Source organism: Acinetobacter sp. YH12254 (assembly GCF_013417415.1).
Classification (GTDB): Bacteria; Pseudomonadota; Gammaproteobacteria; order Pseudomonadales; family Moraxellaceae; genus Acinetobacter; species Acinetobacter pseudolwoffii.
In genome coordinates this window covers 1-22,096 of the sequence record NZ_VPEB01000010.1, presented here as the reverse complement: position 1 = coordinate 22,096, position 22,096 = coordinate 1, and the positions used below count along the sequence as shown (strand labels likewise).

21 protein-coding genes, 1 pseudogene and 1 riboswitch are annotated in these 22,096 nt (G+C 44.0%); of the genes and pseudogenes, 10 read left to right on the top strand and 12 right to left on the bottom strand.

Annotated elements, in window-relative coordinates; all coding sequences use genetic code 11:
- Positions 1 to 8: 8 nt before the first annotated feature.
- Genes FTV29_RS09270 through FTV29_RS09260 form a run of 3 tightly spaced genes read right to left on the bottom strand, consistent with a single transcriptional unit; the run spans position 9 to position 3,122 of the window.
- A complete protein-coding gene (locus FTV29_RS09270; protein ID WP_005097015.1) occupies positions 9 to 707 on the bottom strand; it encodes a histidine phosphatase family protein in 699 nt (232 codons plus the stop codon).
- Positions 704 to 1,825: a phosphotransferase family protein gene (locus FTV29_RS09265; protein ID WP_180075407.1), complete on the bottom strand. Its 1,122-nt coding sequence runs from the start codon at positions 1,823 to 1,825 to the stop codon at positions 704 to 706. The genes FTV29_RS09270 and FTV29_RS09265 overlap by 4 nt, the downstream gene beginning before the upstream one ends.
- 55 nt (positions 1,826 to 1,880) lie before the next feature.
- On the bottom strand, positions 1,881 to 3,122 hold the full coding sequence (locus tag FTV29_RS09260) for an acyl-CoA dehydrogenase family protein (RefSeq protein ID WP_180075406.1): 1,242 nt from the start codon (positions 3,120 to 3,122) through the stop codon (positions 1,881 to 1,883).
- A gap of 92 nt (positions 3,123 to 3,214) precedes the next feature.
- On the opposite strand from FTV29_RS09260, the gene FTV29_RS09255 reads away from it, so the two are divergent.
- Positions 3,215 to 4,132 (top strand): LysR family transcriptional regulator, encoded by a 918-nt coding sequence (locus tag FTV29_RS09255; RefSeq protein WP_180075405.1) that lies wholly within the window; start codon positions 3,215 to 3,217, stop codon positions 4,130 to 4,132.
- A 221-nt stretch (positions 4,133 to 4,353) separates the two neighbouring features.
- Positions 4,354 to 4,908, top strand: coding sequence for a thermonuclease family protein (locus FTV29_RS09250; RefSeq protein WP_005170726.1), 555 nt, complete (start codon positions 4,354 to 4,356; stop codon positions 4,906 to 4,908).
- 67 nt (positions 4,909 to 4,975) lie between these two features.
- Here the strand turns inward: FTV29_RS09250 and FTV29_RS15145 are convergent, their stop codons facing one another.
- The 3 genes from FTV29_RS15145 to FTV29_RS09240 are packed head-to-tail and all read right to left on the bottom strand — an operon-like array spanning position 4,976 to position 7,539.
- Positions 4,976 to 5,083: a DUF2474 domain-containing protein gene (locus tag FTV29_RS15145; protein WP_100328576.1), complete on the bottom strand. Its 108-nt coding sequence runs from the start codon at positions 5,081 to 5,083 to the stop codon at positions 4,976 to 4,978.
- 9 nt (positions 5,084 to 5,092) lie between these two features.
- Complete coding sequence (cydB, locus tag FTV29_RS09245; protein ID WP_180075404.1) at positions 5,093 to 6,097, bottom strand: cytochrome d ubiquinol oxidase subunit II; 1,005 nt, start codon at positions 6,095 to 6,097, stop codon at positions 5,093 to 5,095.
- The gene (locus FTV29_RS09240) at positions 6,094 to 7,539 is read right to left on the bottom strand and encodes a cytochrome ubiquinol oxidase subunit I (RefSeq protein WP_005097024.1); all 1,446 of its coding nucleotides are present in this window, start codon (positions 7,537 to 7,539) and stop codon (positions 6,094 to 6,096) included. The genes cydB and FTV29_RS09240 overlap by 4 nt, the downstream gene beginning before the upstream one ends.
- Positions 7,540 to 7,795: 256 nt before the next feature.
- Between FTV29_RS09240 and FTV29_RS09235 the strand changes: the two genes are divergently transcribed.
- The gene (locus FTV29_RS09235) at positions 7,796 to 8,236 is read left to right on the top strand and encodes a MarR family winged helix-turn-helix transcriptional regulator (RefSeq protein WP_005170722.1); all 441 of its coding nucleotides are present in this window, start codon (positions 7,796 to 7,798) and stop codon (positions 8,234 to 8,236) included.
- Positions 8,236 to 9,435 carry an MFS transporter gene (locus tag FTV29_RS09230; RefSeq protein WP_005097026.1) on the top strand — a complete coding sequence of 400 codons (1,200 nt, stop codon included), beginning with the start codon at positions 8,236 to 8,238 and terminating at the stop codon, positions 9,433 to 9,435. The genes FTV29_RS09235 and FTV29_RS09230 overlap by 1 nt, the downstream gene beginning before the upstream one ends.
- A gap of 6 nt (positions 9,436 to 9,441) precedes the next feature.
- Here the strand turns inward: FTV29_RS09230 and FTV29_RS09225 are convergent, their stop codons facing one another.
- On the bottom strand, positions 9,442 to 10,422 hold the full coding sequence (locus tag FTV29_RS09225) for a GlxA family transcriptional regulator (RefSeq protein ID WP_180001442.1): 981 nt from the start codon (positions 10,420 to 10,422) through the stop codon (positions 9,442 to 9,444).
- A gap of 78 nt (positions 10,423 to 10,500) precedes the next feature.
- Between FTV29_RS09225 and FTV29_RS09220 the strand changes: the two genes are divergently transcribed.
- Positions 10,501 to 12,324, top strand: coding sequence for an acyl-CoA dehydrogenase (locus FTV29_RS09220; protein WP_180075403.1), 1,824 nt, complete (start codon positions 10,501 to 10,503; stop codon positions 12,322 to 12,324).
- A 54-nt stretch (positions 12,325 to 12,378) separates the two neighbouring features.
- Here FTV29_RS09220 and FTV29_RS09215 read toward each other — a convergent pair whose 3' ends face one another.
- Positions 12,379 to 13,593 (bottom strand): alkane 1-monooxygenase, encoded by a 1,215-nt coding sequence (locus FTV29_RS09215; protein WP_180075402.1) that lies wholly within the window; start codon positions 13,591 to 13,593, stop codon positions 12,379 to 12,381.
- 188 nt (positions 13,594 to 13,781) lie between these two features.
- On the opposite strand from FTV29_RS09215, the gene FTV29_RS09210 reads away from it, so the two are divergent.
- The gene (locus FTV29_RS09210) at positions 13,782 to 14,732 is read left to right on the top strand and encodes an AraC family transcriptional regulator (protein ID WP_100328572.1); all 951 of its coding nucleotides are present in this window, start codon (positions 13,782 to 13,784) and stop codon (positions 14,730 to 14,732) included.
- Here FTV29_RS09210 and lpxB read toward each other — a convergent pair.
- Complete coding sequence (lpxB, locus tag FTV29_RS09205) at positions 14,721 to 15,893, bottom strand: lipid-A-disaccharide synthase (protein WP_180001439.1); 1,173 nt, start codon at positions 15,891 to 15,893, stop codon at positions 14,721 to 14,723. The two genes, FTV29_RS09210 and lpxB, sit on opposite strands and share 12 nt — an antisense overlap.
- 389 nt (positions 15,894 to 16,282) lie before the next feature.
- Here lpxB and FTV29_RS09200 point away from each other — a divergent pair, with 389 nt between their 5' ends.
- The 3 genes from FTV29_RS09200 (at position 16,283) to FTV29_RS09190 (ending at position 18,981) form a co-directional block, all read left to right on the top strand.
- A complete protein-coding gene (locus FTV29_RS09200) occupies positions 16,283 to 17,173 on the top strand; it encodes a sulfite exporter TauE/SafE family protein (RefSeq protein ID WP_005097034.1) in 891 nt (296 codons plus the stop codon).
- Positions 17,174 to 17,300: 127 nt separating this feature from the next.
- The gene (locus FTV29_RS09195; protein WP_180049316.1) at positions 17,301 to 18,392 is read left to right on the top strand and encodes a 3-deoxy-7-phosphoheptulonate synthase; all 1,092 of its coding nucleotides are present in this window, start codon (positions 17,301 to 17,303) and stop codon (positions 18,390 to 18,392) included.
- A gap of 64 nt (positions 18,393 to 18,456) precedes the next feature.
- Complete coding sequence (locus FTV29_RS09190) at positions 18,457 to 18,981, top strand: protein tyrosine phosphatase family protein (protein WP_180072762.1); 525 nt, start codon at positions 18,457 to 18,459, stop codon at positions 18,979 to 18,981.
- Between the two features lie 2 nt (positions 18,982 to 18,983).
- Here FTV29_RS09190 and ispF read toward each other — a convergent pair whose 3' ends face one another.
- Entirely contained in the window at positions 18,984 to 19,472 is a 489-nt protein-coding gene (ispF, locus tag FTV29_RS09185; protein WP_180075401.1) for a 2-C-methyl-D-erythritol 2,4-cyclodiphosphate synthase, read from the bottom strand.
- 100 nt (positions 19,473 to 19,572) lie between these two features.
- Between ispF and FTV29_RS09180 the strand changes: the two genes are divergently transcribed.
- The gene (locus tag FTV29_RS09180) at positions 19,573 to 20,226 is read left to right on the top strand and encodes a hypothetical protein (RefSeq protein ID WP_100357638.1); all 654 of its coding nucleotides are present in this window, start codon (positions 19,573 to 19,575) and stop codon (positions 20,224 to 20,226) included.
- Between the two features lie 84 nt (positions 20,227 to 20,310).
- On the opposite strand, the gene FTV29_RS09175 is transcribed toward FTV29_RS09180, so the two are convergent.
- The gene (locus FTV29_RS09175) at positions 20,311 to 21,555 is read right to left on the bottom strand and encodes a D-amino acid dehydrogenase (RefSeq protein WP_180075400.1); all 1,245 of its coding nucleotides are present in this window, start codon (positions 21,553 to 21,555) and stop codon (positions 20,311 to 20,313) included.
- A gap of 135 nt (positions 21,556 to 21,690) precedes the next feature.
- Positions 21,691 to 21,778, bottom strand: a riboswitch (glycine riboswitch).
- A 203-nt stretch (positions 21,779 to 21,981) separates the two neighbouring features.
- Positions 21,982 to 22,096, bottom strand: a pseudogene (locus FTV29_RS09170) (IS982 family transposase); the annotation flags it as partial.

Here is a 22,096-nt window from a genome sequence, read left to right as displayed (position 1 = left end):
ATATAGATTTAAATCCAGGTCAATAAATCCGGACGTTGCGCTTTAATATAATGATGTTCATTTAGGCTTAATAGCTGGGGTTGGTTGCCTACCAGACGTAGCGTGGTCATGCTGGTATTGGTAATTGCCCAGTTTAAAGCAAAAGTTTTATTCGGAGACAAACCGAGAATTTTGCCCGCAGCAACCGAAATGACTCCGCCCGACGTAAACACTACAGCATAGCGCGGTTTCTTTTCAGCCAGATCATCACACAAATGCTGCAATGCCGTTTCCACCCGATGTTTGAAATCTGGCCAGGATTCTTCATATTCATGGTGATAGTCACCGCCAGTCCAGCGCTCAATTGCACCTTCAAAAATTTTACTTAAATAGGCGCGTGGATTGGCATGCTGCGATACATCTTCTTTCAGCAGTTCTGGCTGATTAAAGCGTGGCTCATATTGAGCAAAGACTTGTTGATGATTAAATTCGTTCCAAGCTGAATCTGTAACTGGCTCACTTTCAGGAAAACATTCAGCCAAGGCCAATTGCGCCGTTTGTTGATGACGCTGCATGGAGCCTGCCACCACATAAGGTGCTTCTTTTAAAATTTCATCAAAATAGCGGCCCAATAATTTGGCTTGTAATTCACCATTTGGAGAAAGTTTGTCATAGCTTTCTGCACCGAAAGACGCCTGTCCATGGCGGATTAAATAAATCGTCGTCATTTCGGCATGAACTCCTTAAATTTGGTCATATATTTCTGTGCAATATCATTGGCCTCAATTTTCTGGCGGCCAATCAGTTTTAAGGCACGAATATGCAAGGCATGAATCACAATCCAGAAATCCTTAAATGCTGGATTATTGGTCTGTTTATGATAATAGCGATAATAAATTTGCTGCGCGATCACCGCTAAACGGAAAATTCCAAAGACTTCATAGAAGGTCCAGTTTTCAGGGGTTAATCCGGTTTTTTCCAGATAATAATCCACCACTTCTTTACGGCTAAACATGCCTTTTAAGTTGGTGGGTTGACGACGTGTGGCTTTAAAAATTGCATTATCCGTATCTTCAACCCAGTAAGCCAAAGCTGAACCCAGATCCATCAATGGATCACCGAGTGTCGCCATTTCCCAATCCAGAACGCCAATGACTTGAGTCGGATCGTTTGGATCTAAAATGACATTATCAAAACGCCAGTCATTGTGAATCAGACAGGTTTTAGCATCCGCTGGGGTATTGTCTTTAAGCCACTGACGGACATATCTGAAAGATGGCACATTCAAGGTCTTGACTTTGGTATAACGTGCATCCCAACCGTCTACCTGACGATGACAATAGCCCTCGCCTTTGCCTAATTTCTCCAGTTCAGTACCCACATAAGGCACCTGATGCAACTCAATCAGCTTATCAATGACGTTAATACACAGTTCACGTACCTGAGCTTCATTAAAATTCAGCTCTCTGGGTAAATTGGCGCGTGGAATAATGCCTTCAATGCGTTTCATCACATAGAAGTCGCAGCCAATCACGGATTCATCCTGACAAAGTGCCACCATCTCTGGTAATACCGGATAAAACTCGGAAAGTGCATACTGAACCTTAAATTCACGGGCCATGTCGTGGGCAGATTTGGCTTTGGTACCTTTGGGTGGACGACGCAGGATTAAATCGGCATTGTCATATTTCAGACGATAGGTCCAGTTCGATGCGCCACCCGAATATTGAGTAACTTCGACCGGGCCTTCAAGTTGAACGCCCTGCCCAATCAGCCAGTTTCCTACAGCCTGAACATCCAGTTCCTCACCTGCACGAACCGATCCACCGACATCAATAACTGCCATAATTTTTCCTTCAATTCTTTTTCAAATGTCTTCAAACTTTATATCGTGTTTAAGCTTATTTTTTATGGCGTGTACTGTAACCGCGTTTAGCCAGTTCCAGTTTTGCGATCATACCTTTATGCACTTCATCTGGTCCATCCGCCAAACGTAGGGCACGTGCCTGAGCAAAGAATCCGGTGAGTGGCGTATCACGGGAGACACCAGCACCACCGTGAATTTGTATGGCCATGTCCACTACTTTTTCTAATACACTTGGCGCAACCACTTTAATGGCCGAGATTTCAGTCAAAGCCGCCATATTCCCTAAAGTATCCATTTTATAGGCTGCATACAAGGTTAAAAGACGTGCCTGATCAATCGCGACCCGTGCTTCAGCAACACGTTCCAGATTGCCTCCCAGTTTTAAAATTTCTTTACCAAAGGCAGTCCGGTTCATACCGCGGTCAATCATCAGCTCCAAAGATTTTTCCGCAGCGCCGATACAACGCATACAGTGGTGAATACGGCCTGGCCCGAGACGACCTTGAGCAATTTCAAAGCCTTGACCGGCACCACCAATAAAACTGGCAACTGGAACGCGGACATTTTCAAAACTGACTTCACCATGACCATGCGGTGCATCATAGTCGCCAAATACCGGTAACATTCTTTCGATTTTCACACCCGCCGTATCGACAGGAACCAGAACCATGGAATGCTGATGATGACGGTCTTTGCTTTCATCTGGCGTATGTGCCATAAAAATAATGACTTTGGCATTGGGATCGCCCAGACCTGATGACCACCATTTACGGCCATTCAGAACAATTTCATCACCTTCGATGACCGCCGTTGCTTGCATATTGGTCGCGTCACTAGAAGCCACCGCCGGTTCAGTCATACAAAATACAGAACGGATTTTGCCTTCAAGTAATGGCAGAAGCCATTGCTGTTTCTGTTCTTCAGAGCCATAACGCCAGAGGACTTCCATATTGCCGCTGTCTGGCGCATTACAGTTAAATACGGTCGGTGCAATCAGGCTACGGCCCGAAAGCTCGGCAATATGAGCATATTCATTGACTGATAAACCTTGGCCCAGTTCAGGACATGGCAGAAACATATTCCACAGCCCTGCTGCTTTGGCTTTGGCTTTTAAAGTTTCCAGTTCAGTCGGCCATTGCCATTTGGTCCAGTCACTGCCTTGATTTAACTCATGCACTTGCTGCCAAAAATCGGCTTCAACAGCGTCGATTTCATCTTTAATAAATTTTTTAGTCCGTTCAACATAGTCTTGTGCGCGTGTGGATAACTCAAACATGGCTATTTCCCTCTGGATATTTTGTATTCTGCTTTACAAGACCTTAACTTAAAAACTATTATGAATAAAATGATTTTAATCCATAGCTCATCATGCATAGCATTCATAATAAAACACTGATGGATATGAGTGTTTTCTATCGTATAGATATCAATTTATATCCACTTTTTGTCGCTATTTTTGAACAGAACAGTATTTCTAAAGCAGCACAGCGATTATGTATCACCCAATCTGCTGCCAGTCACGCTTTGCAGCGGCTCAGAAATCAGTTGCAGGATGATCTGTTCGTACGTTTTGGTGCAAAAATGCAACCCACGCCGTTTGCTGAACAGATTTATCCCGCCATTAAAAATGCCCTGATGACGATTCAAAGTATTTCTATTCAGCATCAACAATTTCAACCAAATATGGTGCAAAGTTTAAAAATTGCCGTACATGATGAAATTGAACCAATGATTTTTCCAAAGTTGGTGGCACATTTTCAGAAAATGAATCTGGATATTCAGTTTAGTAGCATCAAACTGGATCGTAAAAATATCAGTGCTGACCTGGCAGCGCAGCAGGTCGATTTTGTCATGGATCTTGAGCAAAAACTGGGAGATAAAATTCAGTTTGAACCCTTAGTACAAGATGAATTTGTCGTCTGTACGCAGCAAAATAAAATTTCAGAACAATCCTATCTTTCCTCCCCACATATAGGCGTATCATCTCGCCGTACAGGTATCCTAATTGAAGATCTGTATTTGAGCCGTAAGCAGCTTTCAAGACAAATTTTTTTACGCTGTCAGCATTATTCAACTGCGTTGCAAATTTTGGAGCAATATCCCCAAGCGATGTTGACTATGCCACGCAATATCTTAGAGCATTTACAGATAGCCAAAATTCTGAATTTTTTTGAAGTGCCTGTGCAACTGCCTAAGATTAATATGGGAATGTATTGGCACAAAGATTTACAGGAAAATAAAAGACATCAATTTTTGCGAAGCGAAATTAATAACATTTTTACTTAGGCTATTTTAAGTGGATATTAATTTTGCTTAGGCTATTCTAATGGTTGGTATTGTAGCCTGAAATGTCAGGCTCAACCTAAATCTCTTAGGCTATTTATAAATACAAAATGAAACACTGACTGTTTAGCTTTTGAACTCTAGTGCTTGGGGCTTTCCTCTACAATCATGCATCTGCTTGCTGTTGTTCTTCTGCAGCTTTTTTTGATGATCTGGATTTTAGCTTGTTGCCTCTTTCTCCCACCTGGCAAATTGTGCTGGGTTTATTTGCCTTATGCTTTTCCTATTATTTGCTGCACAAACTCACCATTTACCTCAAGGATATATTTCGTCCCTTTAAAAAAGGACAGAAATACTGGTGTCGTGTTAAGGCGGTTAGCGATGGGGATACCCTCACCTGCTACCGTTTCAATATTAGACGTTCTGAAACCAGACTACGTTTTGCCTATGTGGATGCGCCAGAATCCAGCCAAAGCTATGGCAAAGAGTCACAGCGTCTAGTTAAAAGCATGGTGAAAAACAAAATAGTTCGCGTGAAAATTACAGATATTGACCGTTATGGTCGCTGCGTCGGCGTCGTTTACCGCTATCGTAAAAATATCAATGAAGAAATCGTGAAACGCGGCGCAGCATGGGTCTACGAAGATTATATTAAAGATAAAAACCATTTACGCTATATGCTGGACTTGCAAAACAAAGCCAAAAAACAGAAAAAAGGACTCTGGAAAAGTAGCCGACCTGTACGCCCAAGTGTGTATCGAAAACAGGTAAAATCCTAATCTTTGCTGATTTCTCTTCGCTATTAAAAAGTGATCCGGCTCGCCAGATCACTTTTTAATTTTTAAATTAATACGCCAGATGGACAAAAAACCTGAATGCGCCTGCAATTAAAGCCAGAGTAACGAAGCCTAAAATCCATAGGCCCACAAACCATAATATCTGCTTCCCTTTCATTGTTGCTCCTTAATGATAGCCATCATCCCCGACCCGCACTTTATGGCGGAATACCCAGTACGACACGCCGGTATAAATCAGAATGATTGGAATAAGTAATAAAGCACCAATTAAGGTAAATAATTGACTACTTTCTGGCGCTGCCGCCTCCCAGATGGTCAATGACGGTGGAATGATATAAGGCCAGAGACTGATCAGAAATCCGGTATAGGCCAGAAAAACCAGCACCAGCATGTACATGAATGGGCTAAGTTCCTTACGTTGTTTGCAGGCACGTAAAGCCAGCCAGGTAAATAACAGGACTAAGATCGGCACGGGCATGAGATACATAAATTGTGGCTGACTAAACCAGCGTTCCGCAATCTGCGGATGAGTCAGCGGCGTATAAATACTGACAGCGCCCAGGATAATCAATAAGGCGATAATCATTTTTGGCATTAGCTGATACATACGGTCTTGTAACTGATCGGCCGTTCTAAAAATCAGCCAGCCACAGCCTAAGGCAGCATACAGCACCATGACACTCAGACCGGTAAACAGGCTAAATGGTGTCAACCAGTCCAGCCCGCCGCCCGCATAAATGCCATTTCGGGTTTCAATTCCCTGAATATAAGCGCCTAAAATCACCCCTTGCAGGAAGCTGGTCAGCGCAGAACCACCAATAAAGGCTTTGTCCCACCAATGTTTACTGCGATTGGCCTTAAAACGGAATTCAAAAGCAACACCACGGAAGATCAGCGCAATCACCATCAGGATGATCGGCATATACAGTGCAGATAATACGGTGGAATAGACCAGCGGAAATGCTGCAAATAAACCTGCGCCACCCAATACCATCCAGGTTTCATTGCCATCCCAGACAGGCGCAACAGTATTCATCATCACATCACGGTCATCCTGATGCGGAAAAAACGGAAATAGAATGCCAATGCCCAGATCAAAACCATCCAGAATGACATAGATCAGGACACCAACGGCGATGATCACCACCCAAATCAATGACAAATCAATCATTTTTTATTCTCCTGATCTGCATTATCGGCCCCATCCTCAATACTCTCGCGAATACTGCTCAATGGCCGGCGAGATGCCTGAATTACGTCACTATCAATTTCATGTGGGGGTGTAGAATGAATAAATTCCGGGCCTTTGTGCATGAGTCGCAACATATAATAAATACCGGCGCCAAAGACCACACAGTAGACCACGACAAAGATAATCAGGGTCAAGCCTACCTGCTCTGCCGATACCGGCGATAGGGCATCTTTGGTACGCATGATGCCATAGACCACCCAGGGTTGACGGCCAACCTCCGTCGTAAACCACCCAGCCAGCATGGCAATAAAACCGGAAGGCCCCATAATCAGGGCAAACCGATGTAATCCTCGGGATTCATAAAAGCGACCTTTTTTACGTGACCATGCCCCCCAGATTGCCAGCAGTAGCATCAACATTCCTAGCCCGACCATGATCCGAAAACTCCAGAACACGATTGCCGAATTAGGACGGTCTTCAGGTACAAAATCCTTTAAGCCGGTAACAGTGCCGTCCATGGAATGTGTCAGGATCAAGCTGCCCAGATTAGGAATGGCGATGGCATATTTGGTTTCCTCAGCCTGCATATCTGGCAGTCCAAACAGATATAAAGGCATGCCGCCATCATGATTGGTTTCCCAATGACCTTCCATTGCCGCCAGTTTGGCGGGTTGATGTTCAAGCGTATTTAGACCATGTACATCACCCACCAAAACCTGTAGCGGCGCAAGTGCCAGAATCAGCCACATTGCCATGGAAAATGAAGTTTTGACCAAGGCATCACGACGGCCCTGAATAAGATGCCAGGCTGCTGTGGCTGCCACCAGCAATGCAGAAACCAAAAAGGCAGCAATGGCCATATGCGCCAAACGGTAGGGAAATGACGGGTTAAATACGATGGCGATCCAGTCTTTGGGGACAAACAGACCATTTTCGATGGCAAAGCCTTGCGGCGTTTGCATCCAGCTATTGGAGGATAAAATCCAGAACATCGAGATACAGGTGCCTACCGCGACCATCAAGGTCGAGAAAAAGTGTGCACGTGGCCCCACCCGTCCCCAGCCGAAGAGCATAATTCCCAAAAAGCCCGCTTCCAGAAAAAAGGCGGTAAGAACTTCATAGGCCAGTAATGGGCCAGTCACGCCACCTGCAATCCGGGAGAATTCACTCCAGTTGGTGCCGAACTGATAGCTCATGACCACGCCAGAGACCACGCCCATCCCAAATGCTACAGCGAAGATTTTCACCCAAAACTTAAACAGATCCCGATAAATCGGGTCTTGGGTTTTGAGCCAGCGCCATTCCAGAATCGCCAAAAAGCTGGCCAATCCGATTGAGATTGCAGGAAAAATAATATGAAAAGAGACAGTAAAGGCGAATTGTATTCGCGCTAACTCTAATGCGGTTAAACCCAGGGTCATACATTTCACCTATATATAATTATTTGTAGGAGCCTTGCTTAGATTTATTAGTGAAGTGTTTTTTCTTGGTCTTAGCTTAGGCTTAATTTGGCTTGGCAATATGTAGACTTTTGTCGGTTATTTTTTACTCAAGTTAACAATGTGTAAGCGCTATTTAATTAAATATGCAAGTGAATATTTAATTGAACGGTGACCACTTGTGTAATCCCCCAAATAGGCGTAAATTGGCTCTAAATTAGTTAGCCAGGTTAACTATATGCCTTCTGCCTCTCTTCCATTTCGCGCCTTGTTATTACGTTGTGCACGGTTACTCAGTGATGAAATAAATACGATTTTATTATCTTCACAGTTAAATTATTCCTTATGGCAAGTGCTGTATGTGATTCAGACGCATCAGCAATGTACCCTGATGGATATTTCTCATTATTTGAACGTATCTAAACCCAGCATCAGTAAACGTATCCAGAATTTAGTGGAACTCGGTCTAATTAGCCAACTCGAAACTGCAGACAAGCGTCAGAAGCTATTCACACTGAGTGAGCAAGGAGTCGAGACTTTTGCCCTGGGTTCCACACAGATTGAGGCATTTGAAAAGCAGTTGCTTGAGCAAATTGCCTCAGATGATATTGAAAGTAGTAAAAATATCTTGATGCAGCTCATTCAGCAGTTACAACCCGCTTCGCAGGATCGACTTTAATGAGCCAAGAACAAACGCCTTTATGGACTCCCAATTTTATTTTGATCAGTCTGGTGAATTTCCAGTTGGTGCTGGTGTTTTATTTGCTGGTGATTGTGATTGTCGGCTACTCGGTAGCAGAATTAGGTGCAACCACGGCACAGGCAGGGCTGGTTTCTGGCTTGTTTATTGTCGGTACCTTATTCGGCCGTCTTATTATCGGGAAACTGCTAAACCGTTTGGGCCTAAAAATTACGCTTGTGGCCGGTCTGACAGGTTTTCTGCTTTTTTCTGGCCTCTATCTGATTCCGGCCAAGCTGGAAATTTTACTGGGCATCCGTCTGATGCACGGTTTTATGATGGGTGTGGCCTCAACGGTATTAGGCACCGTGATTGCCCAGACCATTCCTGCGACTCGACGTGGTGAAGGCATTGGTTATTTTAGTATGAGCAGCACACTTGGCACAGCGATTGGCCCCTTCTTAGGCATCTGGCTAATGTCAAATTTTAACTATCAGGTGATTTTTGTTTTTACCAGTGTAGTCGCACTCAGCTGCCTGATTTGCAGCCTGTTTATTCAGCCGCCACAGATTAAAATAACGAATCCAGTCAATCATATAGAAAATCAATCATCTAGCAGACTGGCGCAATATATTGAACCCAAGGCTTTGCCGATTTCGATGATTGTTCTGATTGTGGCAACCTGCTATTCCGGCGTCTTATCTTTTATTCATTTCTATGCCAAAGAGATTAATTTAGTCGAAACGGCTTCTTTTTTCTTTCTGATGTATGCCATTGCGATTTTGCTTTCACGTCCATTTACCGGCCCGCTAATGGATCGTAAAGGTGAAAACATCATCATCTATCCGGCCATTGTGATTATGGCCTTAGGAATTTTATTACTCAGTCAGGCCCATAATGCTACGATGTTATTGGCCAGCGCCGCACTGCTTGGTTTTGGCTTTGGTAATCTCCAGTCCGTCTGTCAGACCATTGCGGTAAAAAGTACCAGTTTGCAGCGTATGGGGCTGGCGACTTCAACCTTCTTTATTGCGCTAGATGCAGGTTTGGGTTTTGGACCTTATTTCCTCGGCATGCTTCTGGATCAGATCGGTTATCGTCAACTTTACCTGTACTCTGCTGTACTGACCATCAGCTGTCTGATCTGGTATTACCTGTTGCATGGCCGTAAAGCGGGGGAAATACAACCTTCTTATTAAACACTTCTAAAAGCGACGGCTAAAGCGGCGCCGATATTCCAACGGCGTCAAGCCAGTTTTTCTATGAAATAAACGGCGAAATGAACTTGGGTCCTGATAACCAATATTTTGCATAATCACATCCACAGCTTGATCGGTTTCTTCCAGTCGTTTACGTGCGGCTTCAATCCGGATCGCTTGTAGATACTGATTGGGCGGTATGTCTAAGGCTTGTTTAAAGCGTCGAATCAGGGTTCGGCCGGTCACATTAAACTGCTCTGCCAGCTCGTTCAAACTAAAATCTTCATGAAAATGCTGCTCTAGCCAGTTCTGGATTTTTTGTACCAGTTCATCATGGTGCGGCTGGCCAATATTCAGCAATGAATAAGACAACTGGCTATCTCGGCGGTAATCAATCACAAAAGATTTGGCCGATTGCATGGCCACCTCAAAGCCATAAAAGCGTTCAATCAGATGTAAGCCTAGGTCGAACCAGGCCAGGCCTCCACCCGCACAATAGATATTCTGGTCGCGGCTAATCATCAGATCGGCATTCAATTTGACTTGCGGATAATGCTTCCGGAAAATATCTTGAAAGCCCCAATGCGTCGTTGCCACGCGATTATCTAAAATACCGGCTTCTGCCAGAAAAAAATTCCCGGTGCAGTTTCCGGCAATTAAAGTCGCATCTGCATGTGCAGATTTTAAAAAATGAATCAGTTCTGGATTCTGTTGCAATACATCCTGAATCGGTGCAGCGATGGTGGGCACCACCACAATATCTGCGGTTTGAATCTCTTGATAGGAACAATGTACCTGTAATTCCAGACCATTAATACAACGAATCGGGTGTCCATCTGGACTGGCGATACTGACCTTAAACAGGCGTTGTACATCCTGCTGCTGAATCCGGTTCCAGCTTACGCCAGCCATGGCAAATAAATCGACCACGCCCGTAATGGCTGAAGCCAGAGCCCCATCAAAGCCTAAAATCACCACCTGTTGCATATTTTTCTATTTGTCACTTTTCACCCGATTCATGTCATTATTGACAATCCTCCTCAATAAAAGCAACTGCTAGTCTTGATGCTATCTCAAGGATTGCACACTCAGGATAGTACCGTGACCCAACTGATTAATGATAAAGATCTTCATTTCCAGCTTTATGACGTATTCAAACTTGAAGCTCTGACAAAACTGGAACGTTATCAGGAGCATGATAAAAATACCTTTGACAGTATTTTAGATACAGCCAAGGGTATCGCGACCGATTACTTTGCCCCGCATAATGCCAAAGCCGATCAGCATGAACCGAGCTTTGATGGGAAGCAGGTCAAAACCATTGCTGAAGTCAAAACGGCGTGGCAGCAGTTTGCCGAGGCCGGCCTGCTCTGTGCCCAGCATGATTATGAACATGGCGGTATGCAACTCCCGACTTTATTAAATATGGCCTGCAATGCCTATTTTATGGCGGCCAATCCTTCAACTGTTGCCTATTCTTTTCTGACTGCGGCGGCGGCAAATCTGATTCAAGCCTTTGCTTCACCAGAACAAAAACAGCTATTTTTACCGCATATGTTGAGCGGCCGCTTTGCCGGCACTATGGCCATGACCGAGCCGAATGTCGGTTCTTCTCTGGGTGATCTAACGACCAAAGCTATTCCTCTGGCAGATGGAACTTATAACATTAAAGGCCAGAAAATGTTTATTTCTGGTGGTGATCAGGATATTACCGAAAATATTATTCATCTGGTTCTGGCGCGGATTCAGGATGCACCGCAAGGGGTCAAAGGTATTTCCCTGTTCATTGTGCCGAAATTTAAAACCAATCCAGATGGCTCTATAGGTGAATCCAATGATGTACAGCTGGCTGGTTTACTGCACAAAATGGGTTATAGAGGAACGACTTCAACGGTTTTAAGCTTTGGCGAAAATGATGCTTGCTTAGGCTATTTGATTGGTGAAGCAGGTCATGGCTTAAAATATATGTTTAAAATGATGAATGAGGCGCGTGTCGGCGTAGGCTTGGGCGCAGCCATGATTGGCTATCGCGGTTATCTGGAATCCTTAAACTATGCCAAAAACCGTCCGCAAGGTCGTCTTGCACATGAAAAATCGCCTGATTCCAAACCGGTCAATATTATTGAGCATAGTGATGTCAAACGTATGCTGCTGGCACAAAAAGCTTATGTCGAAGGATCACTGGCCCTGTGTTTATTTGCGGCGCGTCTGATTGATGAACATCAGGCAGCACATGATGAGAACAGTGCCCTCTTGCTGGATCTGATCACACCGGTGGTGAAATCCTTCCCTTCCGCCTATGGTCCGAAAGCCAATGATCTGGCCATTCAAGTCTTGGGCGGCGCGGGTTATACCCGTGAATATCCGGTGGAGCAATGTTACCGTGATAACCGGCTCAATCCGATTCATGAAGGAACTTACGGCATTCAATCTCTGGATCTGCTGGGACGTAAACTCTGGCAGCATAATGGCAAAGGGCTAAATCTGCTCATGCAGCGCATCCAGAAGACCTTGTCAGAGATTCATGAACCTGAGATAGTGGAACTGGCAGAGATATATAAACAGCACCTTGCCACTGTACAAAAAACTACTCAGGTTTTAGGTCAGGCCCTACATCAAGGCAAAGTCAGTGAAGCTTTGGCCAATTCAGGCCTGTATCTGGATATGATGGGCAAAACCATCCTATCCTGGCTATGGCTGGAAATGGCAAATCAGGCTCAACTCAAGTTTGGCACATCTTCGCAGGCAGAAGATCAGACTTTTCTGGCAGGGAAAATTCAGGCAGCTCAATATTTTATTCGCTGGGAACTCCCTGAAATTGAACATCAGGCCAAATTACTGATGAATCTGGATGATACTTGCCTGAATATGCAAGGCGACTGGTTCTAGGCAGAATTCATCAAAAAATGCGCCTTTATCGGCGCATTTTTATTTTTTAATTCATTAAGCTGCAGAGTCTTTTACACCAAATTTTTTTAAAAGCTTGGCACGCTTGGAAGGCAAGATATTGGCCTTGCTTAAATCGCCCTGATAATGCTGATAGACTCGCTGATCCATGATTTTGTACCATAAAGGTGGAATCAGGGCTGGAATCAACATGGTCGCATAACCGCTCGGTAATTCTGGCGCTTCATCAAAATGCCGTAGCGCCTGAAATGGCCGGCTTGGAAAGGCATGATGATCGGAATGGCGTTGTAACTGATACAAAAACAGATTGGTCACGATATTGTTGTTATTCCAGCTATGTTCCGGCAAGGTTCGCTCATAACTGCCATCCGCTTTCTGTCCGCGTTTTAGTCCGTAGTGCTCGATATAATTCACAATCTCAAACAGGCTGACGCCATAAAATGCCTGTGTCAGTGTATAAGGAATAATTTTCTTGCCATACGCCTTTAGCATCAAGGTATGATAGCCGGCACTCATGGCCCAACCATGAAACAGTTCATTTTCCTGACTAAAGAATTTCAGTCCCTTACGCTCGAGCCGTCTTTTTTCAATCTGGATTGCAGATTTTAATCCGCCTATTACGGTACGTGGCCAGAAGCGGTAAAAAGATTCACCCATTTTCGAAGATGCCGGATCTTCAGGCGTGGCTACCCGTTTATGGTGTCCATAAGGATGTTCAATCCGGAAATGGTTATAGCCCAAAGGCATCAGGCTGGCATGAGACCAGTAATGGTCTTTTTTCTGCGGACGATGGCTGAGTTCATGTGCGGTATTTACGCCCACACCATTAATCGCACCCATAGAAATTCCAAGCAGTACCTGATCCAGCAAAGACACATTTGGTCGGCTTACGACATAGCCAGCAAAGGCATTGGCTGCCATTTGCAAGGGAATAAATGCTTTTACAATGCGGTCATAATAAGGATCGTTAACCAGTGCCTTGATCTGCTCATCATTTGGATTATTGGCATCATCGCCAATCAGGGCATCTAATGTCGGAATAATCACATGCAGTAATAAAGGCCCGCCCATCGCAAAGATTTTTTGAGTGGCTTTGGGACCAAAATGATAACCGGCCAGAATTCCCATTCCGATCACAGGCAGACCTGGGCTGAGCAACCAGCCAAAACGTTTTTTATCCAGCTTTACACCTTTTGGTGCGTACGCTTCCTGCGTAAACTGCGCTTTCTGGATTTGTGCAGGGGCATTCATTGCGACCTTCCTTTTTTATGTTACTCTGCACTTATAGTTGAATATTTCAGCAGTAGCGAACAGTATTCAACGTCCAGAAAAGCTATGTCAGCGTCTTTGGCACATGCTGCCAAATTCTGGCCTAAAATCACAAAGTTAAAAAATTTATAGTCAATTAAATGAAATAAAACAGAAGAATAGAGTTAGGCATGGATGCTTTAAGTAAAATTTTTGATGATATTCATCTGGAAAAATCAGAATATCTTTATCTGAATGTGTTTCATCCGGGCGGCTTTGACTATCAGCATGAACCCTTTATGTTGGCCTATATCCTATTACAAGGACAGGCGCAATTAAAGTTCATGAATGGTGATCTGCTCGAGCTACAACAAGGTGATCTGGTGCTATTACCCGCTGGTTCCGCCCATCATGTTTCCTGCCCAGACAATGCCGATTTTTCTGAGCACCATGCGATTAATCCTTATTTTCAGAGCAATGCACAGCAATGTGTTGATCTCAATCGGGAAAATTCGGCGGAGCATAGTTTCATACTGGCTATTCGTTCCAGCCTGGATATGCAGATGGCAAAGCCTCTGCTAAGTGCCTTACCTAAATACCTGCATATTCAGCATATTCTGGGCGACACCGCACCGGAATGGTTACAGGTCGGTTTACAGTTTCTGGCGCTGGAAACCCAGCAGATGCGGCCGGGACGTGACAAGATTCTGGATCATCTGGTCAGTATTTTACTGATTGAATGTGTGCGAGATTATATTTTAAATCTGGAAAATTCCTCGAGCTGGCTGAATGCGCTCTCGCATCCGGAACTGTCCAATGCACTCGCTGCAATTCATGGCAAACCTGAGCAGTTCTGGACCGTAGAAAGTCTGGCTGAGCAATGTCATATGTCACGTTCCAAATTTGCCCAGCTCTTTACCCAGATTGTCGGTGAGCCGCCACTGGCTTATTTGCAACAGCATCGCCTTCGGCTGGCGGCACAATATTTGCGAAATAGCGGATTTAGCATTCAGCAGATCGCACATGGCGTTGGTTATTCATCCGAGACGGCCTTCAGTCAAAGTTTTAAAAAACAGTTTGAACAGACGCCCACCCAGTACCGGCTGAATTGTCAGAACAATAATGTCAAATTACTGGATTAGCGCGAGCACGGCTTTGACCGGGTCTTCGCTATTACCAGACAATAGCTGCTTATGCATGGTGATATGCTGCATCACCTGAATTTGTGCAGTTTCAATATTCATCAGTTTTTCAATTTCAGCCGCCAGCTTTTCAGGCGTAGCATCGGCTTGAATCAGCTCCTGAATGACTTTTTTGCCGGCAATGATATTTGGTAGCGAATAATAAGGAATTTTGATGAGAAATTTCACCACATGATAAGTCAACCAATTCAGCTTATAGAAAGTCACCATCGGACGATGTAATAACATCGCTTCCAATGTCGCAGTACCTGACGCCAGCGCAATAATATTGGATGCATTCATGACCTGACGGCCGATTTTTGACTCGGTACCGCTGTTTTCCATTAAGCGGATTTGAATCTTTAGACTTTCAGGATAAGTCACCAGCAAGCGTTCTATCTGTTGCTTGCGCGCCTCATTAATTGCCGGAATCAGGAAAGTATAGTCCGGATATTTCTGATGCAGAATCTTGGCTGCATCCAGAACCAAAGGCCCCAAACGTTCAATCTCACCGCGGCGACTTCCCGGTAATAGTGCAATATGCTTCTGATTCGGATCAAGATTCAGTTCTTGTTTAGCATCGATAATCGGATTTTCAAGCGGCAACTGACTGGCCAGAGGATGACCCACAAAAGCGGCTGGCACATCCCATTTTTTAAAGAAGGTTTTTTCGAATGGGAATAAACACAGCACTAGATCAATGTTGGCCTTAATACCATGCACACGTCCCTGACGCCATGCCCAGACCGAAGGACTGACATATTGCACGGTCTTCATCGGCAACTGTTTTTGTTTAATGGTTTTCGACAGGCGCAGGTTAAAATCAGGTGCATCTATACCAATAAAAATATCGACAGGGTTTTTAGTCCAAGTTTCGACCAGCCCATCACGTACAGCAAAGAGTTTTTTAATATCCTTGAGAACTTCAACAATGCCCATCACCGATAAAACATCCATCGGATAATAGCTTTTAAAGCCTTCTGCGATCATTTGTGGACCACCGATGCCTTCAAATTCGGCATCAATCCCTTGCTCACGAAAACGGCGAATCAACTTTGCGCCAAGCGTATCTCCAGAGACCTCACCGACCACGATTCCAATTTTTAGTTTTCGATTTAGCAAGTGAGTTCCCTCTCAGATCCGTATTGAACTGTATTTAATCGTAATTCTAACATAAAGCTGGGTTTATGCCTGAATAAGCAGTGAGCATCTTATATTTTAAGAAAGGTATGCTTTAGAATTACTTAGCCTACTCTTAATCTTCCCTGATGATTTTTTCTATTGAAGTTGTTTTCCTGATTCATCTTCATTTTCAGGCAGATCAAAGTGTCCTTTAAAATAAGTGACCGGTCTTTCACGTTATTTTCTATAGCGAGGATGAACATGAAACTTCATTTAATTTTAAGCCCAGTGCTTTATCTTTTTTATGCATAAGTAAATCAATAATCAAGACAACGACTTATATCCAAAAGTCATAAGATATCCACGTTTTTTGATTTTGGCATATATGCATGTTTGGTCCGATTGAGTTTATTTTAGCAGGTGTGTTGGTAGGTTTTTGTGTTGGAGTAACCGGTGTCGGTGGTGGCTCATTGATGACACCCATTCTGATCAGCCTATTCCGGATTGAACCCCACATTGCAATTGGTACGGATCTGCTCTATGCCGCGATTTCAAAATTCTGCGGTTCTTTTGTGCATGCCAAAAAAATGAATATTGTCTGGCCAATTGTGATCTGGCTGGCAGTAGGCAGTATTCCAGCATCTTTTGCCACGCATTGGGTACTCGACAACTATTTAAGCCAATCGACACATTACAAGGCCGTCCTGACCATGGTATTGGGCTTTATGCTGACCATTACCGGCTTGTCTATTCTGTTTCGCACCCAGATCGAAAATCTTTTCAACAAATACCGAAAACAAGAACTGCCAGATATGACGCAGGATCTGGAAAAAGTAAAACTGCAAGCCAAGGAAAAGCGCATCGCCATCATGATTATGGGCGTTATCTTGGGTATTTTTGTCACCTTATCTTCAGTCGGTGCAGGTGCATTTGGCATCATGGCTTTAGTGGTGATGTTTCCGAATCTGCCGATGATTCGTATCATTGGCTCAGACGTGGTGCATGCGGTGTTACTGACGCTGGTTGCAGGCTTGGGGCATATGTCATCAGGCAATGTCGATTTCATGCTGCTCATGTGGTTATTGGTGGGTTCTATTCCAGCGATTATTGTCGGCACTTTACTCAGTTCACGGATGCCAGAAAAACTGATTCGCAAAATTTTAGGCATTACCTTATTTGGGCTCGGCCTGAATTTCATGCTTAACCCTGTAAAATCAAAACCGGCTCAACCTGCCGAAACAGCGATGGTCGTCATGAGCCAGAATTCCCAGTCCGTTTAATTTAACTATGCGATTCATCACTTTTTTTTCAAAGAAGTATTCATCTTTTTTATAACAAAGTGACGCATCATTCATGTTATATTCGGGCTATTAAACAACCTTTTGTATGATCGAACCAGTGACGGCAATGAATACACAACAGTCAAATCCCATTTCAGCATCAGATATTGATGACGTGAATATCCACAGCATGATTCCTTTGGTAACCCCTGCTGAGCTTAAAGCAGAATTACCTTTGACTGAAACTGCTTATCAAACCGTACTGCATGGTCGTGAAACGATTCGTAAAATCCTGGATGGTGAAGACAAACGCCTGTTCGTTGTCATCGGCCCCTGTTCTATTCATGATCCTGCGGCTGCACACGAATATGCTGAACGCTTAAAAGCGTTAAGCGAAAAAGTTAAAGACAGCTTATACATCGTGATGCGGGTTTATTTTGAAAAACCACGTACCACAGTGGGCTGGAAAGGCCTGATCAACGATCCGGATATGAACGACTCGTTCAATATCGAAAAAGGTCTGCGTATCGGTCGTAAGCTGTTACTTGAACTGAATGAAATAGGTTTACCATGTGCCACTGAAGCACTTGATCCGAACTCACCGCAGTATTATCAAGACCTGATTTCATGGTCTGCAATTGGTGCACGTACGACTGAAAGCCAGACGCATCGTGAAATGTCTTCAGGTCTGTCTTCACCAGTCGGCTTTAAAAACGGGACGGACGGCGGTTTAACCGTGGCAACCAATGCGATGCAATCGGTCAAACATGGCCATAGCTTCCTTGGTTTAAACGATCAAGGTCAGGTGGCTGTGATTCGTACTTCAGGTAACCCTTATGCTCACGTGGTACTGCGTGGCGGTAATGGCAAACCGAACTACGATGCAGGCTCGGTGGCAGATGCAGAAGCGGCGTTGGCCAAGGCCAAAGTCAGCACCAAGATCATGATTGATGCCAGCCACGCCAACTCAAACAAAGACCCGTACCTGCAACCACTTGTACTTAAAAACATTTCAGAACAAATTCTTGATGGAAACAAGTCAATTGTTGGTATTATGGTAGAAAGTCATCTTAAGGGCGGTCGTCAGGACATTCCGGCCAACCTGAATGATATGGAATACGGTCAGTCCGTTACGGATGGCTGTATCGACTGGGAAACGACTGAAAAAGTTTTACTCGACATGCATGAGGCATTGAAAGACATTTTACCTAATCGTTAAATGATCTGACCAACGCCATCGCCAAGATGGCGTTTGCATTTCTAGAATAAGGAAAATTTATCTGATGAATGATATTGAAACGGCATTAAGCCAGATTGAGAATTTTCAGTTCATACACGAACATCTGTTTAGCTCCGGCCAACCGACCACTGCCCAATTAAAGCTGATGAAAGAATATGGTGTATCTACAGTCATCAATGTGGCATTAACCGATAGTGAACAGTATCTACCACATGAAGATAAAATTTGCCTTGAGCTGGGACTGAACTATATTCAGGTTCCGATTTCCTGGGAAACACCTTCAGACAATCAATGCCTGCTGGTACTGGACCTGATCGATCACCTGGTGAAAGAGCAAATGGTCTGGGTGCATTGTTTGCAAAACTATCATGTCAGCTGTTTGATGTATTTATATCGTCAATACTATATGGATATAGATTTGCCTACGGCGCATGAGCATTTGCATCAAATCTGGGAACCGAATGAAACCTGGACCGGTCTCATGCATGCGGTTGCCCTGCAACTACAAGGCCGTAAAGCTACTCAGGAACTGGAATTATCCCTGATTAATCCGAATCATTTTGCCTGATCTTATTTGCTGTGGCTCAATAGCACGGTTGCCATGCACATGATGCCTTCCTGACGACCGGTAAAACCTAACTGTTCAGTCGTCGTGGCTTTGATACTGATTTGAGTAACATCGACACTCAACACATCCGCAATACTTTGACGCATTGCCAGATTGTGTTTGGCCAGTTTCGGACGTTCACAGGCGACCGTAATATCGGCATTGTTCAGCTGATAGCCACGATCCAGAATTAACTGATAAACATGCTTCAACAATACACGGCTGTCCGCACCTTTAAAATCCGGATCTGTATCCGGGAAATGCTGGCCAATATCTCCCAGCGCCAATGCACCTAACAAAGCATCACATAGTGCATGCAGAATCACATCACCATCCGAATGTGCTTTCAGACCGTGCGTATGCGGAATTTGAATGCCTGCCAAAGTAACAAAATCACCTTCTTCAAATGCATGCACATCCAGACCCTGACCAATACGAATTTGTGCGATCACCTTATACATCCTTTAGAAATAGCCCATTGAAATCTTGTACACTTGCTTTCTATTTCGCTATAGTTAGACCAAGCGTAACACAGTGAAAGTATAAGCGATCATGCTACTGAAAACTGATATAAATATGTTGAAAATAATTGGCCTGATGCTCGGCCTGGGGATGATATCTGCGGGTAGTTCAGCGAACCCACTCGAGTGTAACAACGACAGCAAAAAAACAGCGGCCATGAATAAAGTCTGCTCAGTAGCGCTGTCCGAAGCTCGGGAAAAACTCGCTGACCAATACTTGACCGCTTTTTTAATTACTGATGCCCCCGTTCGCTTATTGCAAGACACCCAACAGTTATGGGCAAATCGGTTACAGCAATGCAAAACCCTAGATTGTTTTAAACAGCAGTTTGAATGGCGCCTCGATGATTTAAATATCTATATTTCACTGAATCAAAGCCTAACTCAGCATTATATTAAGTTCGAGCAGGGACAAATGGCCAAACAGCCTGTGCATATCAAGATTCATCAACTGACTAAAGACCGCATCAAGATTGAAGGTCTGGCCTATCGCAATCCCAATAACCGGGCCGAAACGCAGACTGTTCCATTTTTAGCCTATACCACGCCTGCAGCAAAAGAACAGATCATGGATAATGAAAATGACTGCCGCTATGAGTTTAACTATAGTAAAGCAATTCTAGCCGTCAACACTCAACAAAAAGGTTGTGAACGTTTTACTGGGATTTATCGCTTATATGATTGATTCAATTTAAAAAATATTAAAAACTTAACCTTATATAAAATGAGAAATTTGATGTAAAAAATAGCCCGCATGCGGGCCATCAATTTAAGCAGGATAGTATTGAGCAATTTCCTTGCTAATCAGTGCAGCCGTTGCAGCCGACAAGGTCCAGCCCAGATGACCATGGCCGGTATTATAAAATACCCGCTCATGTTTACCACGGCGCACCACAGGCATCATATTTGGCATCATCGGGCGTAAGCCAGCCCAAGGTACGACATGCTCGGTACACAGATCAAAGTTACGATTGCTCCAGTCAATCAGTGGTTGAATCCGGTCTGCACGAATATCCCGGTTATAGCCATTAAACTCGGCGGTTCCTGCGACTCGTAAACGATCCTTACCCAGACGTGACAAGACAATTTTGGCACTTTCATCGAGCAAGCTGACCCATGGTGCATTGTTTTGGCTCTGTTCATCATTCAGCTGCACGGTAATTGAATAACCTTTGACCGGATAAACATTGACTCGTTCCTCTAAAATCTCGGCCAATTGATAACTGCCCACACCCGCACACACCACAATGGCATCTGCATTAATTTCCAGAATGTCATCTGTAAAATGATGTACATTTTCAGTACTGGGTTTGCATTTCACCCGAATATGTTGAGCCTGATGATCGACGGCAAAGACATCTTGGCCAAATTCAAATTTCACGCCTTTTTGCATGCAGGCTTTGGCCAGTCCTGTACTGAATTTATGAATATCTCCGGTCGCATCGCTCTGGCAGTAAAATCCGGCATAGTAATCGCCTGTTAATGCAGGTTCGATCTGCTTGATTTCCGCATTGGAAATGGCATTGCGCTCCAGTCCGCCGCTACACAACAGGTCATTGACCTTGATCGCGACATCGTAATCCGTCTTGTTATGATAAAAATGTAAAATGCCGCGTTTTTCCAGGTCAAAATCAATCTGTTCTGTTTGGGCAATTTCATACAAACGTGCTCTGGCCAATAAAGCCAAACGTACAGTCTCTCGGGTATTGGCTTCATAATGTTTGATATTTCCCAAAAATTCCATGAGCCAACTATATTTATGCACACTAAAAGAAGGATTGAGCAAAAGTGGTGCAGTTTTTTGAGACATCCATTTGATACCTTTGAGTACCGTGGCTTTCTGGTTCCATACTTCGGCATTACAGGCCGAAAGCTGGCCGCCATTGGCAAAAGATGTCTCCATGGCCGGATAGAGATGTCGATCTACCACAGTCACCTGATAGCCTGCCAAAACAAGCTCATACGCTGTGGTTACCCCAGTAATACCCGCCCCAATCACCACGACATGACGCATAGACACCTCCTTGATTATATTGATGTCTTTTCCCATCTGTCATGTGTACCTGAGAGCTTCGGTCGCTGCATTGCACATCAATGCGAGCACCTTCCCCTTCGGTGAGTGATTGAACACTTCTCTCCAGAGTTTTTATCCATTATCACAGTCCTTTTGCCTGAGAGTTTCCTGGGAACTTGCTCCTTCGGCGAATGCAGAAGCATTTCTCTCCTGCAATAATGTTTTATTATCATGAGCAATTTATATACCATTTTATTCAATAAGACAGTTTTTATTTATGTGAGTTCACGTGAATCAATTTGTAATTACTGTTCCGAATTAAACTGAATTATTGCTGCTGACTGATATTGCCCATCTACCAAATTTTTAGATTTCACTTTTGTTCTATTCAGCGAGATACAACAGATTCTAAACTTTACGCCAATCTCAACTTAAAATGAGTTTTTCGAGTTGAATTGGCGAATGGCCAAGCTTCTTATTCAAAACAACGCAGACGGTGTGTGACAGAATCTTTCTAATAAAGCGATGTGATAAATGCCAT

Excerpts from the sequence above, each read along its gene's own strand:
- FTV29_RS09240 (WP_005097024.1), bottom strand. The coding sequence starts at position 7,539 with ATGACCCTGGGTTTAACCGCATTAGAGTTAGCGCGAATACAATTCGCC.
- FTV29_RS09215 (WP_180075402.1), bottom strand. The coding sequence starts at position 13,593 with ATGAATGCCCCTGCACAAATCCAGAAAGCGCAGTTTACGCAGGAAGCG.
- FTV29_RS09220 (WP_180075403.1), top strand. The coding sequence starts at position 10,501 with ATGCTATCTCAAGGATTGCACACTCAGGATAGTACCGTGACCCAACTG.
- FTV29_RS09180 (WP_100357638.1), top strand. The coding sequence starts at position 19,573 with ATGCTACTGAAAACTGATATAAATATGTTGAAAATAATTGGCCTGATG.
- FTV29_RS09200 (WP_005097034.1), top strand. The coding sequence starts at position 16,283 with ATGTTTGGTCCGATTGAGTTTATTTTAGCAGGTGTGTTGGTAGGTTTT.
- FTV29_RS15145 (WP_100328576.1), bottom strand. The coding sequence starts at position 5,083 with ATGAAAGGGAAGCAGATATTATGGTTTGTGGGCCTATGGATTTTAGGC.
- FTV29_RS09230 (WP_005097026.1), top strand. The coding sequence starts at position 8,236 with ATGAGCCAAGAACAAACGCCTTTATGGACTCCCAATTTTATTTTGATC.
- FTV29_RS09255 (WP_180075405.1), top strand. The coding sequence starts at position 3,215 with ATGCATAGCATTCATAATAAAACACTGATGGATATGAGTGTTTTCTAT.
- FTV29_RS09190 (WP_180072762.1), top strand. The coding sequence starts at position 18,457 with ATGAATGATATTGAAACGGCATTAAGCCAGATTGAGAATTTTCAGTTC.
- FTV29_RS09265 (WP_180075407.1), bottom strand. The coding sequence starts at position 1,825 with ATGGCAGTTATTGATGTCGGTGGATCGGTTCGTGCAGGTGAGGAACTG.
- FTV29_RS09175 (WP_180075400.1), bottom strand. The coding sequence starts at position 21,555 with ATGCGTCATGTCGTGGTGATTGGGGCGGGTATTACTGGGGTAACCACA.
- cydB (WP_180075404.1), bottom strand. The coding sequence starts at position 6,097 with ATGATTGATTTGTCATTGATTTGGGTGGTGATCATCGCCGTTGGTGTC.
- FTV29_RS09225 (WP_180001442.1), bottom strand. The coding sequence starts at position 10,422 with ATGCAACAGGTGGTGATTTTAGGCTTTGATGGGGCTCTGGCTTCAGCC.
- FTV29_RS09260 (WP_180075406.1), bottom strand. The coding sequence starts at position 3,122 with ATGTTTGAGTTATCCACACGCGCACAAGACTATGTTGAACGGACTAAA.
- FTV29_RS09235 (WP_005170722.1), top strand. The coding sequence starts at position 7,796 with ATGCCTTCTGCCTCTCTTCCATTTCGCGCCTTGTTATTACGTTGTGCA.
- FTV29_RS09195 (WP_180049316.1), top strand. The coding sequence starts at position 17,301 with ATGAATACACAACAGTCAAATCCCATTTCAGCATCAGATATTGATGAC.
- FTV29_RS09270 (WP_005097015.1), bottom strand. The coding sequence starts at position 707 with ATGACGACGATTTATTTAATCCGCCATGGACAGGCGTCTTTCGGTGCA.
- FTV29_RS09210 (WP_100328572.1), top strand. The coding sequence starts at position 13,782 with ATGGATGCTTTAAGTAAAATTTTTGATGATATTCATCTGGAAAAATCA.